The sequence below is a fragment of the Paraburkholderia humisilvae genome (assembly GCF_902859855.1).
In the GTDB taxonomy this organism is placed as follows: Bacteria; Pseudomonadota; Gammaproteobacteria; order Burkholderiales; family Burkholderiaceae; genus Paraburkholderia; species Paraburkholderia humisilvae.
The window spans coordinates 1-13499 of sequence record NZ_CADIKH010000097.1 but is presented as its reverse complement, the minus strand read 5'-3'; the positions used below and the strand labels follow the sequence as shown (position 1 = coordinate 13499).

Below are 13499 nucleotides of genomic sequence, written 5' to 3'. Positions count from 1 at the left end.
GGGTGTCATGGTGGACTCCGCTCTGAGTGGTCACGGCGGCAAACTGCACCGCCATCGTCGCACTCGACAGATGTGCCCTTCGGATGATCCCGGAGCCGATGTCGCTGGCCAACTACCTCCTCCCGCGTCAGCGGGTTAGTTCAATGTCCTTTATCACAGATACAAGGAGAAGGCGGATGGCCCAAGAGCGAATGGTGCAGCTGGCATTCATCCAGGCGCCAGATGAGACCGGACAGGATTACCTGCGCGATGCGAGGCTCGCGGCGCGAGATATCCGCTCGGCAGGCGGGACATCGATCATGCCGGCTCTGACATGACAGCAATGACCCGGATAGACGGGGACGTCGCTGTCATTGCGACTTATGTTCTTTCCGTTGCTCAGGCGGTTGGCCCTATTATTAGGCCTGCATTCGGGGCGTGGCTGCAGGGGCGCGCTGGACGAACGCTGCGACTGAAGGTGGGCGAAGTCGAGGTCGAAGCGCGCACCATGGACGAGATTGACGAGTTGCTGAGGCGAGCGAAAGCGCTCCAGGAGGCCGATCAGGGGGAAAACGATGAGACGTGACATGGACCTGATCCGTGAGCTGCTGCTGAAGCTCGAGGCGTTGCCCGTGCGTCCGGGCGTCGTCGTGCATCTCCGGCCCGATACGGCCGAGGTGCAGGTGGACGGCTATGACACCGACCAGATCGAGTACCACCTGTCGCTGATCGAAAAAGCCGGCCTGATTGACACCGGTGGCGTCCGTCCGATGATGGGGATCGGTTTCCGCAGCCTCAGCTGGTCCGGGCACGACTTCCTGGATTCGGTCCGCAGCCCCGACGTGTGGGACAAGACCAAGCAGGTCGCGTCTGCCGCGGGGGGCTTCACCGTCGAACTGCTCGTGTTTGCCGCGAAAACCTATCTTGAAGGCAAGATCAAGGGGTTGATCGGTGGCTAACACGGCCCTCGTCCTTCCGGCCGGTGTCACGGTGCCGGCGCTGGTCGCGTCGGCTGGCGAGCGCGCCGGTATCCGCTTCCTGGAATTCTTCGCCTCGGCGATCCGCAACCCGCACACACGGCGCGCGTACGCGCGAGCCGTGGGGGATTTTCTCGGGTGGTGCGCCGGCGCCGGCGTGAGCTCGATCACCGCCGTACAACCACTGCATGTGGCCGCGTGGGTCGAGCTGCAGACACAGACCTCATCGGCGCCGACCGTCAAGCAGCAGCTCGCCGCGCTCCGCCACCTGTTCGACTGGCTGGTGACCGGCCAGGTCGTGCCCGTGAATCCGGCCGCGTCGGTGCGCGGGCCGAGTCACACCACGAAGCAGGGCAAGACGCCAGTGCTCGATGCCACGGAGGCGCGGCAGCTGCTCGACGGCATCGATGTGACGACGCCCGTGGGGCTGCGTGACCGCGCGCTGATCGCGCTGATGGTGTTCTCGTTCGCGCGGGTGGGCGCCGCGCTCGCGATGCGTGTCGAGGACGTCTATGTGCAGCAGAGGCGCCTGTGGGTGCGCCTGCGCGAAAAGGGTGGCAAGGCGCATGCGATGCCGTGTCACCACACGCTCGAGGCTTATCTGCATGCGTACCTCGACAGTACCGGCCTCGCGGCCGAGCCGAAGGGGCCGCTGTTCCGGACGATTGCGCGCGGCACCGGGCAGCTCAGCGCCAGACCGCTGCCGCAGCAGGATGCACACGCGATGGTACGGCGCCGGGCGCTGGCGGCCGGCATCGGCACGGCGATCGGTAACCACACGTTCCGCGCGACTGGCATCACCGCATACCTGAAGAACGGCGGCACGCTGGAGAACGCGGCGGCGATGGCCAATCACGCGTCGACGCGAACCACACAGCTCTATGACCGGCGTTGCGATGAGATCAGCCAGGACGAGATCGAGCGGATTCGCGTATAGCGAATGCTTGCGCTCCCCTGCTCCCGGTAGTAACGCACGAAAAAAAGCCCGCCTCAGCGGGCGGGCTTAATCCATATCAGGGAGACATGGAGGAGACGGAGATAAGTATAAACCCTAAACTTTTCCGTGCAAAGGTCGCGCGCCGATCAAACCTCTCAGGGGTTCGGGGGATTGTGACTAGGCCCTGCGCGGCGTTGGCGTACAGGGCAGAGCCGTCTACTGCTATCCGAGTTCGCGGCCAATCAGCGCCCGTACCAGTTCTGCGACAGTAATGCCGTTCTCGACGGCACGCATTTTCAGTCGGCGGTGGGTTTCAGGATCGAGGTCGACATTCAGACGCACCGGTTTCGGCGGCCGCGATCCGATTTGCGATTGGACTAGCGCTGCTCCAGCCGCAAACTCGGCGACACTCGCCGGCTTGGTGGGTTGGTCTGATTTGCTACCAGTGCTCGGACCGATTCTGAATTTACTCATTCACTGAACTCCATTGAGTTATTCAATAACTCGGTCGGAAGATTCCAGCTCGAAGAATTCTTGTGCAAGGAGCACGCGCGGGCGCAATGTGCGCAAGGACCTCTTCATGCGCCGGAACTGCTTCGCGTGCGCATACCTGCCAATCTGGGCAGCCTGTCGTGGCGCCTCGCGATTGTAGTTTTGCCGTGGCTTCAACCCGTGGCGCGCGGCTGCTTTAACCAGATGCTCCCGGCAACGCTCAGGCAGACGCGAGTCAGTCGGATGCGCGATGGCCTTTTCCGCCATCGTCGTATCGACAATCGCCCGCCTTGCTTCGAGTCGCTTTCGAGATGTGCCTGGCGGCGCGGTGGGTCACTTCTAAGCGCAAGCCCGTTCCTGGAGCGCCGCCCTGACCCACCCGAATCCCACGCGCTCCTGCTCAAGCCGCAATCCATGGCGAATCCGGTTGTCGCGAAGGTCGTCGAAGAGTTCCCGCTCTTTAGCCGTGAGTCGCGGCAGATCGCGCGTCACCTGATCGCCTTCTTCCCCCCAGAATGGTTCATGCGCCACTAGGGTCGCGCGGTCCATCAAGAACGATGCAGTATGCGGGAACCTGACGCGCAATTGATCGAGTATGGCGAAGCCGTGCGTGTCGATGTCACCCCAGTAGTGAAGCGTGCAATCGGTGAGCCATCGGGCCGCCTGCAGGGCTTCCCAGCCGTAGCCGGCCCCGAAGAGCACGATCGATTCTGGAACGTCCGGAAACGTCAGGAAATTTATCTCGTTCTCGGTAATGAACACATGCCGGCACGGCAGTGCGAGAACCGCGAAGCTGTCGGCGTCGAGTGCGATGTCAGGCCGCGCCACACCGGGCAATACGGCGAGGCGCTCATCGAGTAAGCGAAACCGGATGCGAGACGGCTTTTCAAGGAAGCCATAGCGAGCGGCGAATTGGGCGGCGCCTGTCCGGGCGCCATCGATTGCGTCTGGCGGTAGCGTGAGATCGAGCCATTGTGTGAGGACGCTGCGCCTGGCTTCGATGAACTTCGTGTCAACCGACGCTATTTCTGCCTGTCGAAGATAGAGACCTGGGCGAGGATGAGCCAGCATCCAATCGACGACTGCCAGCATTCGCTCCCAGTCGCCAGCAAGTGCCAGCCCTTGTAACGGGTGCAGTGCGAGCCACGCGACGAGCTTCGGCTGGTGAATGCGAGTGAGTTCAAGAAGCCGCTCGAATTGCGCAACAGCACGGTGCTTGCCGATTAGAGCAAGCGCATCGTCCAGGTTATCGACCCAAGCCGCCTGCGGTACGCGTTGGGTACCGAGAATGCGATGATTGACTTCGCGCCATTCGATGCGCACGCGCGCTGCAGCGCTCAACTCGGCAATCCAGGCGCGAACGGCATCGAAGCGCTCGACCAATTCGATTGAGGTCGGCCCTTTTATCGCCAGACGCAGTGGGAATAACTTTTGGCCACCTTCGATGAGATTTCTCAGCCACTCGCCTCGCTCCCAGATACGCTGGAGGCTCGTGCGCAGGTCGGCAGGCGTCGTCCAACTCATTGCTCAAACTCCGCCTTGCGTGCGCGGTACTCATCGATCGACAGGTTGCGTAGCTTCGAGGCCCGTCCTCCCTCGTTCTGAACGAATCCGACGCTCGAAACGAACGGCTCGATGATGTGAATTTTCTGCAGGGGCGTGACGATCAGCAGTTGCAGGTTCAGCTTTTGAAACAATGTGAGACCGTACTGCGCCGATTCATCGGAGCCTCGGCCAAACGCTTCATCGATGACGACGAAGCGGAACGATCGAGAACGCACGGCGCCCCATTCAAGGCCGAACTGATAGGCGAGGCTCGCGGCAAGGATCGTATAGGCGAGCTTTTCCTTCTGGCCGCCCGATTTACCGCCGGAATCCGAATAGTGCTCGTATTCGCTGTCGTCCTCGCGCCAACGCTCGCTGGCGGCGAACAGAAACCAGTTGCGCACGTCGGTCGCTTTGGCGCGCCAGCGCCGGTCTTGCTCGGTCAACCCTTCGCGGCCGCGGAAGCGGTCAATGATCCGTTTGACTTGCAGGAACTTGGTCTCCGAGTATTGGCTATCCTCCGAGCCAGTGAGTTCGCCCTCGGTGCAAGCGCGCAGATCGTTCTGGAATTCACGGATCTCCGCATCCGGACTCGGCTGACTTTCCAGTACGATGTATCGACCCGCGTTGTAGTCGATTTGTCGCAATGATTCGTTGATGCGTTCGATGCGTTCCTTGATCGTCTCGCGTTCGCGCGCGAGCTGGGCGTGGAAGTTGGCGATCTCGTTGATCGTATTGACGTTGAGCAGCTCCTTGAAACGCGCTTCGAAGCGTGGCAGATCGTCCGCTTGCAGCCGCGCGAGCATGTCACGGTATTCAGAGCTCGCCTCGAGGCTCGCATCGAAGTCGGCAGTTTCGAGCTTGTAGGCATCCTTGAAGGCCGCCATGGCCTTAATGATTCGCTCCGCAAGGCGGCCGAGCGACTTCGTTTCGTTGTCGATGCGGGTTGTCAACGCCTCGCGCACATCCCGCTCGCGGTTGTCGCACGATTCGACGGAAAGCTGGTGTTCGCCGAGGATGTCCGCACGCAGGGCCTCGATGCGTTCGGCCAGTTCGGCACTCACTTCGGCAACGAGCACGCGCGTCTCGTCGAGTAACGCTTGCGACGCCTCCCGCTTGGCCAGGATGCCGCCCAGTTCCGAGTAGGTTTCGGATATCGCCGCTTCCGTCGATTTCAACGCTGCTTGTGCCGACTCCAACTGAGTCAATAGCTCCGCTAGGGCGTCGCTTGCCGCTTCGAGGCGCGCTTTTTCGTCTGCCAGACGTGCGATTGCGGCCACACAGCTTGCCCAGTCAATGTCGCGGAAGTCGACGAACTCGCCGATGCGCGCAAGCGCTTCGAGCTGCTCGCGCATCTTCGCGTGCCCGCTTTGAGCTTCTCCAAGCTTCTGTCCGATCTCCCCAAGCCGAACCTCGAACGCTCGCCGCTGTGTTTCGAGGGTGGCGATTTTGGCTGTGTTGCTCCAGCCAAGCACGTAGCGGCTGCGATCGTCGAGCGCATGGCGATCGTCCTTTTCGTGGCGCTCCCCAGGCGCTTTCGCCTGGCCCGCACGTGTGATCGCGCGCGTCTCGCGCCGAAATTGCTCCTGCGTATCGCAGCATGCATAGTCGAAACGGCGGCCAATCTCTCGCTCGAGCCAGCCATAGAACAACGAATCTGGCTTGATCGCCAGCTTGCGCGCAAGCGAGTGACGGTGTAGATCGAGGGGCTCGGCTGCACGCACGGCGCGTTCAGAGCGCACGCGGAAATAGACGAGACGCCCCCGGAGATGAGTGCTATCGACCCACGCAGCGACCTTCGCATAGTGCTCGTCGGGCACGAGCAGCGACAGGCCGAAGTTACGTAGAACGCGTTCGGCGGCGCCCTCCCAATCGCGCGCATCCTCGCGCACCTGAATCAGTTCGCCTGCAAATGGCAGGGCGTCTTCCTCCAGAACGAGCGCCGAGCATAGGCTCTCCCGCATCGCGACTTGTTCCTTCGGGATGTTGTTTCGTCGAGCTTTCAGGCTTGCGACTTCGTCGTCCAGCAGATCACGCCGCGCTTTGCCTTCGCGAAATGCCACACTCCATTCGGTAACCGCATTCTGCTTTTGCGCTTCGTCGTCGACGAGCGAGGTGCGCCGCTCGGCGAGACGTTGGCGTTGGGAAACGAATGCGGCCTCATCCGTGGCCTCGGTGTCGCCCAGCAGTGTGACGATGGCGGTATACCGTTGCGCGCGTTCGCGGCGACGCGCGCTTTCTCGTTCATGGTCTCGGATTTCGACCTCAAGCTGCGCGATGCGGTCGCCGCCTTGTTCGGCCACGGCGCGGCGTAAATCATCCACGCGCTGACGCGAATGGTCGCGCGCTTCTTCGTGCCGCGCTTTTCGCGAGGCCGCACGCGCATGATCTTCATCCAGCAATTGGAGGCGGCGCTCGATGAGGCCGAGCTTGAGCCCGGCGAAATAACGTTTCAGTGCGTCACGGCATGCTCGCCAGCCTTCGAGTACGTGCCCTTGCTCGCGGTGACGGTCGCAGTCGTCGACAAGCGGTACGAGCAGTTCCACTTGGCGCTTGGCCTTCAGTACCGCCTCGTGCGCGCGATTTAGATCGTTGAAGTGAGTGATCAGTGCATCGACGCGCGGTGCGACGTCGAATGGCTCGAGCATGTGGCTGCGTACGAAGTCGGTGAGATTGCCCACCGATTTCATCGATACCGTTTGATGAAAGAGTTCGAGGGCTTGCTCGTTTTCGATTCCGAAGCGTCGCCGGAACCAGGCGCTGTATTTGGGAAACGTGTCCTCGATCTCTGCACCCAGCCCGCGCAGTTTTTTGCGCAGATGTGAGATGTCCGTGCCAAAGCGCGAGAAGTCAACGGCGATCGAGAGATCGCGCTCGGCACAGACAAAGAACCGCGCGGGTTGACTCTGCGCGTCTTTCATCCAGAATACTTGGGCGAGTGTGACCGTGGCATCGTACCCGGCATTACGAAACACGCCGAGAATCACCGAATAGCTGTTATGGTCGCGCAGGCTCACGGGCTTGGCCGTCCCCGTGACCTCGTTGCGCTCCGACTTGTAGTAGCCGAGCACATACGAACGTAGCGTACGTTCCTTGCTGTCCGCGCCTGCCGCCTTGTTGTAGGCGATGCGCTGCGCGGGCACGAGCAGGGTCGTGATGGCGTCGACGAGCGTTGACTTGCCCGAGCCGATGTCTCCTGTCAGCAGGCCATTGCGGCCATCGATCCTCAGAACCCAGACTCGTTGGTCGAAGGTTCCCCAGTTGAAAGCCTCGAGTCGCTCGAGGCGAAAGCCCGTCAGCGTGTCGTCGGCGGCAAAATCGAGGCCAAGCGTACGCGGCTCATTCATCGCGACTCTCCTGTAGGTTCGAAATCGTCGAATCTTGAAGATGCGCCCGATAGCTCGCGAGCCGCATGTCGAAGTCGAGCAGCCACTGCGCATCGACGAATGCCTTGAGAATACGCCGCACCTCGAATGTGGGCGGTCCACTCGTGGACTTCATCCGGCGCAGGAAGCCGAGATCGACGATCTTGTTCACGTGCGTATCAATCTGATCGACCATGCGCGCTTCGTTAGTGCTCGCAGGAAGGAACACGCGTACGAGCTCGACGATGTCTTCGCGTGTAAGGACGAGCCGCGTGTCGCTGCCGCCAGCATCCCATTCCGCCAGCTTCTTTCGCAGCAGAGCGAGCAGTAGGCTCACGGGGAAGGAAAGTGGACGGCGGGCAACGAGCCGGGGCAGCTTGGTCTGCTCCCCATCGACTTCAGCGTCATGCTCGGCGCGGCTTTTTACGAAGGCGTAGCCTTCCGCCTCGTCAACGACGAGCTCAAGGTCAAGCACGGAGACGTAGTCGCGCACGTGCGTCTGCAATTCGAGAAGCGACGCCCAAAGGCGCTCGTTTCCGTCGCGATACATTACGCCCTTGAGTAGCGCAATGGCAACGGTCGACAAATCTCCTTGACCAAACGTCGAGGCTTGCTGTTCTTCCGTCATCTCTACCTTGTGAAAATCACGCGCGGCATCGTCGCGCGCCTGACGATTGTAGTTCCGTGGGCGTCGTTCGCCTGCCACTCGATCGTATCGGAGATGGCCTCATCGACGATCGCGCGAAACGATCCGGCTTCGGTACTCAGCTGCAAATAGGCCACAAGCTCGGCGAGCCCATGCGCGAGCGGCTGCGAAGCGGCCAGTTCGGCAAGCGTCACTTGCGGTCGATCCTGGAGGCATCGGCGGATATGGCTTGCGAGGCGCGCGCGATCGACGACGATCTGCGTGTAGAGTGCCGAGGCATCGAGGTCCGCCTCGCCGGTCTCGAGGGCGACGTTCGCGATAAGAGGGCGCAGCGCCGGCACGTAAAGCGGGCGCTCCATCGGCAACTCGATGTCGGCCGACGCCGCTTCTATCTCCATGATGGAGCTTGCCGGGGGCGCTTCGCGCAGCGCGAGCGCTTTCGTTTCGATGCCGCGGAGGATGTCCATGATGCGGCGGTTTTCGAGCCACGCTTGATCGTCGAGGAAGCGTCGCAACTGCTGAGAGAGCTGAGCTATAGTGCGTTGCGTATGCTCGCCAGCTTCCAGCCAGTCATAGTGGACGCGGCGCATGCGCGCATCGGGCCTCATTTCCACGATTGCCGGCAGCGCCAACACGCGCTCGAGCCGTTCCGAGAGTTCCTCCTGACGGCGGCTCGACATCAGGAAGTCCCAAAACGCCCGAAAGCTGCTGCCTTGGTCCGAATCAGCAATCATGTCGCGCTCGCCCATGATTTCCTCGATGAGCGCACCCTTTGATCCTTCCCAGAGCGCGATTCGCTCGCGCACATGCCGGTCCAGCAGGCGAAAGTTTTGCTCGACTTCACGGAAGTCCGTGAGCAGGTCGCGCGCCATCTGCATGAATTGCTGAAAGCGGTCCTTGAGCGCGGCATCGTCAAGCAGCCGAATATCACCGGCCTCCACGCGGGCGATTTCTTCATCGATCTGGTTGCGCCGCGCGCGGAGCTCGACAAGTCGCTTTTCCGGGTCCGCCTCGCTGCCTTCGCCCATCTGCTGCAGCAGCTCGAAAAGTGTAAGGAGTCGCGATTCCGTGCCGACAAAGCTGCGTTCCGTCAGCGTGCCGAGCCACGCGATCGCTTTCTCCGCGGCGGCGGTCAGGTCGAACTGTGGTTCATCGGAACCTTGGCGATAGAATTTGCGCAACCATCCCTTTTCAGGGGCGGCCCAATCGTTCAAATACTCGAGCGCGGCCTTCGGGAAGGCACTGTCGCCGAGTTGTTGGCGCAACGCGTAAAGTTCATCCTCGAGTGCTTCGGCAAGAAGCGGTGCCGCCACCACGCGCACGTTCGGAGCGACGAACATGCGATGCAGGAAACTGACAGCAAGCGGCGCGTGGTCGGAGCGTAGCAGGCGCCAGGCGGGATGGCGCGTGCGCAGCGTATCGAGGATAGTGTAGTCGAGGGGCATCGGTGCGAGATGACGAGAGCGGCACCCTTGAGAGGATCGCAGCCGTGGCTCAAAAACCTATTATCGTACTCGACTGCATGCCGGTTTTGCAGAAATCCCTCCGGAAGATTCATACGGTTCTGGTGGTGCACGCGGGCGACTGCACAAAGGCCCGCTTACCGGCTCGACGCTCGACTTTTTCGCACTTGTAGAGGATAGGCTGGCAATGCATCTGCAGTGCCCCTTTCCCCCGTCGCACCGAGCTTGACAGAGGTTCGCTTCATGACCGGCGAAAGGGGCTGTGGTTTTAAGGCCAAATGCATAGCGCGAATCGCCTACCATGCGACCGTGCCGATTGCAGTGGCGACGCCGCCAGTGATATAGAGGGCTGCGCTGTCCATAGAATTCCAGGAAATGAAAAAGCCGCCACAAGGGCCAGCCCTTCACTTAACGTGTTGATGGGAAGCTTGGCCCAGCAAGGCTGATTCGAAGCGCGAAGACCAAATCTGCGCGCTTTTTTGTACAAATGCCCTGAAACGTTTAAGGTTCTGTTCGATTGCCCGTCGGGCAGTGAGGTCGTCAGACCGGAGGCGCTGTCCAGTTGCCCGCTTCTGGGCGCTGGGTAATACGCTCGACGGGCGTCGCAGCCTGTTCTGATATCAGACTGCAAAGCAGGTCGGCGAACGGTTTGATATTGCCATAGGTGCTGGCTTGTTCGAGTGCGTCCAGGTACGCCTTGCGCGACTGGACGGTCACGATTGTCCACGTGTAGCCGCCCGTGGTCAGCATGAAGTTCATGACGAATCGTGACAACCGCCCGTTACCGTCCATGTACGGATGAATGAAAACGAAAATGAAGTGGCCCAGCACGGCTCTGACGCCGGGGTGGTCTTCGTTTTCCAGCAGGTCCATCAAAGCTGGCATGCACTCTCGTACGGCCTCCGGAGGGGGGGGCACGTGGAGGGCGTTACGGATGAAAACCTGATTGTTCCGAAAGCCGGCCAAGTCTCCTGCCTTGAGAATACCGGCCTGCACACTCGGCGAGAAAAGCGTCACGTACCATTGAAAGAAATCGACGCTGAAGGCTTCAGCCGGTTTCAGCCCTTCTTTCACCACGCGGCCAATGAGCGCCTTGACCTGGCGGTGTGTTTCCGCGTAACCCTTTGCTGCCATGGCGTCCCGGGTCTGCCGGTCTTCCGGGTGCGTGAGCGGGCTCCACTGGCCATTGCGGACCTTTTCTATGAGCTCCGCGCTGACCCGGTAACCTTCGATGGACAGCGAATGGTATGCGTCCGCGACGTACCGGGCGGCGATGTCCGAGAGCAGGCTGTTTGCATCGGGTATATCCTGCCTCGGAACGTTCTCGAACCGCTTGATGACAGTCTCGCGCATGGTTGACCACATTGCCTCGATGCGCAGGACGTAGGGGGATTCGTTGCGTCGTCCGTTGATTTGCGCAAGAGGCCGCTCGAACGGATTGTTCTCCGTTGTCGCGTACATCGCGGCCTTCATAGTGGTGAGCAACTGGTTTGCATCGGCCGTGCGTCCTACGGCCCTGAGCGCGCCGGCCAGCCGGCCAGCAACCAGGCTGTGCCCGCCCTCGAGCAGGCGTGCGATAAGCAGCGAGATGTCGACTTGTCGCATCGCAATCTGGGCGGCCATCTCATGCTGAACGAAGAACGTTGGGCTGACGCGAATCAGTGCGTCAGGCAACGGCATAAGCAGTAGCCCGCTGGCGTCCGGGGCTCGCGAGGCGACGAGTTGGGATTCCGAAATGCGGTAGAGAAACAGGGAGCAGCCGTGTGGTAGCTCCTGCATCTGGTTGTTGGCTTTCGGTGACTGCAACTGCAGCTGTTTCGCAATGCTGGTGTGACCGCTGTGCTTCAGAACCGACAGTTCGGCGCTGAGTTGCCAGTCGTCATCGAAGCGCGAGTTGGCGTACGCCGCGACAAAGACTTCCATGTTGGCGTACCAGTGTGTCGAATCGCCGTCAGCATCCTCTGGATTGTTCGCAAGGTACCATCCCTGCATGACCTGCTTCAGGAATCCGGTTTTAACCAGTCGTTCCCGATGAGTGCGAGTGAGCGAGGGCATGGCCGAAGGTTGGAATACCCGGAAGCCTTGGTCCTGCAACGCCTTGAGTACCTTCAGAGAGTCCGCCAGCTTTTCGTTGGGTGCCGCCATTGTGTTGGCCCAAGTAAATTCACTATTTTTTTGTCGTACTATATCACTAAATTTGTGCCAGTCAATGACGCTAGTACATTGTCATTTAATATCACTACTACCGTGCCACGCAATACCACTAGAAATTTGCGAGGATAGCCAGAGCCCAGTTGATACAAGGGGGTGGCACATCGGGTAGCACCTTGGTGTGCCGTCCGTAGACGGTCGAGAAATGCATCAATGTGACGGGCGGGCAGCCCGCAGGATTCGCTGACTGTGCGTGACATTGCCTTCATTTGATCTTTCTTGGCCAGCGCGATAGCCAGCCTGAGAAATCATACAGTTATGTCGACACAGTAATCACGCAGGACCATACAGCAGAGGTTTTTTTGATTACCGATCGCGGACTGGCCCCGACCGGCCTGTTCAGGCGTCGGCAGACGCGATCGCCAACCAAAAAAATCTCTGCTGTATGGTCCCTGCGTATATTCAAAAAACGGATATCTGCTTCTGCCGCATATGCTTGCCTGCTCACTTCCGACCTGCCGGCGCACGCCGGGCTACGTCAGTCCAACTGCTCGTGTTTGCACCTCCACTACCGGAGCCGGCCGGGTCCCCTGCACTGCGGACGCCCGGCATAGGCTGCACCCGCTGCGCTTGAGTGTCAGGCGATGGCACCTGAAGCGCGTGCCCTCCGGTGACGGTCGCGCCATCCGGTACCGGAACGGGTGTGCGGCCCACAGGGGTGCCATCCGCGCCCGCTGACGCGGTGGCTGTGACAAGGCACCCTTTGTTCGGGCGCCCCTGGGCGTCATGCGGATGAACGGGGTTCCACCCTTGCTCTCGCATGTTCGCCTCGATAGTAGCCAGCAATGAGCCTTGGCCGTGCTGGCCCACCACGAACAGGGTTGCCCGGTCGATCACGCCCTGCCGGAGCAGGCGGTCAAAGATGGCTCGGGCGACTGCCGGGTGAACCCCTGCGGGCCGCCTGGAGGGAGGGGACGACATCAGGATCGCGTTTTCATGCAGGTCCAGCATGTTTTGCCCGGCGCTGAAGCCGAGAGACGGCCGGAATATCCCTTCGGTAATGCCATCGTCGAGAAGACGGTCGACCCCCCCGGACCTGTTGGCCTTCTCGCACGCGGAGATGGTGGCGTTGTACGTGATGGTGTCGGGGAAGACGCCGCGCGCGGGACCGTGCTGCTGCAGGTGCGCGAACAGCCGGAGGGCATCGTCAGCCCGCGCGGCCTTCTCGCACGCGGAGATGGCCGCGTTGTACGTGATGGTGTCGGGGAAGACACCGCGCGCGGGACCGTGCTGCTGCAGGTGCGCGAACAGCCTGAGAGCGTCGTCAGCGCGTGCGGCCTTCTCACACGCGGAGATGGCGGCGTTGTACGTGATGATATCGGGGAAGAGGCCGCGGGCGGGACCGTGCTGCTGCAGGTGCGCGAACAGCCTGAGAGCATCGTCAGCGCGCGCAGCCTTCTCGCACGCGGAGATGGCGGCGTTGTACGTGATGGTGTTGGGGAAGACGCCGCGCGCCGGACCGCGCTGCTGCAGGTGCGCGAACAGGCTGAGCGCGTCGTCAGCGCGCGCGGCCTTCTCACACGCAGAGATGGCGGCGTTGTACGTGATGGTATCGGGGAAGACGCCGCGCGCGGGACCATGCTGATGCAGGTGCGCGAACAGGCTGAGCGCGTCGTCAGCGCGCGCGGCCTTCTCGCACGCGGAAATGGCGGCTGAGTACGTGATGGTGTTGGGGAAGACGCGATTCGTGGGCCCGTGCTGCTGCAGGTGCGCGAACAGCCTGAGCGCGTCGTCAGCGCGTCCGGCCTTCTCGCACGCGGAGATGACAGCGTTGTACGTGATGGTGTCGGGGAAGACGCCGTGCGCGGGACCGTGCTGTTGCAGATGCGCGAAAAGTCTGAGGGCATCGTCAGCGCGCGCGGCCTTCCCGCACGCGGAGATGGC

The 13499-nt window shown here is 61.4% G+C and carries 10 protein-coding genes and 2 pseudogenes; 4 read left to right on the top strand and 8 right to left on the bottom strand.

Annotated features, from left to right (window positions below; translation table 11 throughout):
- Window positions 1-176: 176 nt before the first annotated feature.
- Genes HV796_RS37335 through HV796_RS37320 form a run of 4 tightly spaced genes read left to right on the top strand, consistent with a single transcriptional unit; the run spans window position 177 to window position 1893 of the window.
- Window positions 177-317 carry a hypothetical protein gene (locus tag HV796_RS37335; RefSeq protein WP_175232861.1) on the top strand — a complete coding sequence of 47 codons (141 nt, stop codon included), beginning with the start codon at window positions 177-179 and terminating at the stop codon, window positions 315-317.
- On the top strand, window positions 314-565 hold the full coding sequence (locus HV796_RS37330; protein WP_175232860.1) for a hypothetical protein: 252 nt from the start codon (window positions 314-316) through the stop codon (window positions 563-565). The genes HV796_RS37335 and HV796_RS37330 overlap by 4 nt, the downstream gene beginning before the upstream one ends.
- 1 nt (window position 566) lies before the next feature.
- Window positions 567-938, top strand: coding sequence for a DUF2513 domain-containing protein (locus HV796_RS37325; protein WP_246356268.1), 372 nt, complete (start codon window positions 567-569; stop codon window positions 936-938).
- Complete coding sequence (locus tag HV796_RS37320; RefSeq protein ID WP_175232858.1) at window positions 931-1893, top strand: tyrosine-type recombinase/integrase; 963 nt, start codon at window positions 931-933, stop codon at window positions 1891-1893. Before HV796_RS37325 ends, HV796_RS37320 begins: the two co-directional genes overlap by 8 nt.
- 222 nt (window positions 1894-2115) lie before the next feature.
- Here the strand turns inward: HV796_RS37320 and HV796_RS37315 are convergent, their stop codons facing one another.
- The 8 genes and pseudogenes from HV796_RS37315 to HV796_RS37280 form a co-directional block, all read right to left on the bottom strand.
- Window positions 2116-2367, bottom strand: a complete 252-nt coding sequence (locus HV796_RS37315) for a ribbon-helix-helix protein (protein WP_175232857.1) — start codon at window positions 2365-2367, stop codon at window positions 2116-2118.
- A 72-nt stretch (window positions 2368-2439) separates the two neighbouring features.
- Window positions 2440-2673, bottom strand: a pseudogene (locus tag HV796_RS37310) (IS5/IS1182 family transposase); the annotation flags it as partial.
- Between the two features lie 51 nt (window positions 2674-2724).
- Window positions 2725-3909, bottom strand: coding sequence for a Wadjet anti-phage system protein JetD domain-containing protein (locus tag HV796_RS37305; protein WP_175232856.1), 1185 nt, complete (start codon window positions 3907-3909; stop codon window positions 2725-2727).
- The gene (locus HV796_RS37300; protein WP_175232855.1) at window positions 3906-7277 is read right to left on the bottom strand and encodes an ATP-binding protein; all 3372 of its coding nucleotides are present in this window, start codon (window positions 7275-7277) and stop codon (window positions 3906-3908) included. The genes HV796_RS37305 and HV796_RS37300 overlap by 4 nt, the downstream gene beginning before the upstream one ends.
- Window positions 7270-7923 carry a DUF4194 domain-containing protein gene (locus HV796_RS37295; RefSeq protein ID WP_175232854.1) on the bottom strand — a complete coding sequence of 218 codons (654 nt, stop codon included), beginning with the start codon at window positions 7921-7923 and terminating at the stop codon, window positions 7270-7272. Before HV796_RS37295 ends, HV796_RS37300 begins: the two co-directional genes overlap by 8 nt.
- A gap of 2 nt (window positions 7924-7925) precedes the next feature.
- On the bottom strand, window positions 7926-9386 hold the full coding sequence (locus tag HV796_RS37290) for a DUF3375 domain-containing protein (RefSeq protein ID WP_175232853.1): 1461 nt from the start codon (window positions 9384-9386) through the stop codon (window positions 7926-7928).
- Window positions 9387-9944: 558 nt separating this feature from the next.
- Window positions 9945-11549: a Fic family protein gene (locus HV796_RS37285; protein WP_175232852.1), complete on the bottom strand. Its 1605-nt coding sequence runs from the start codon at window positions 11547-11549 to the stop codon at window positions 9945-9947.
- Window positions 11550-12059: 510 nt separating this feature from the next.
- Window positions 12060-13499, bottom strand: a pseudogene (locus HV796_RS37280) (hypothetical protein); the annotation flags it as partial.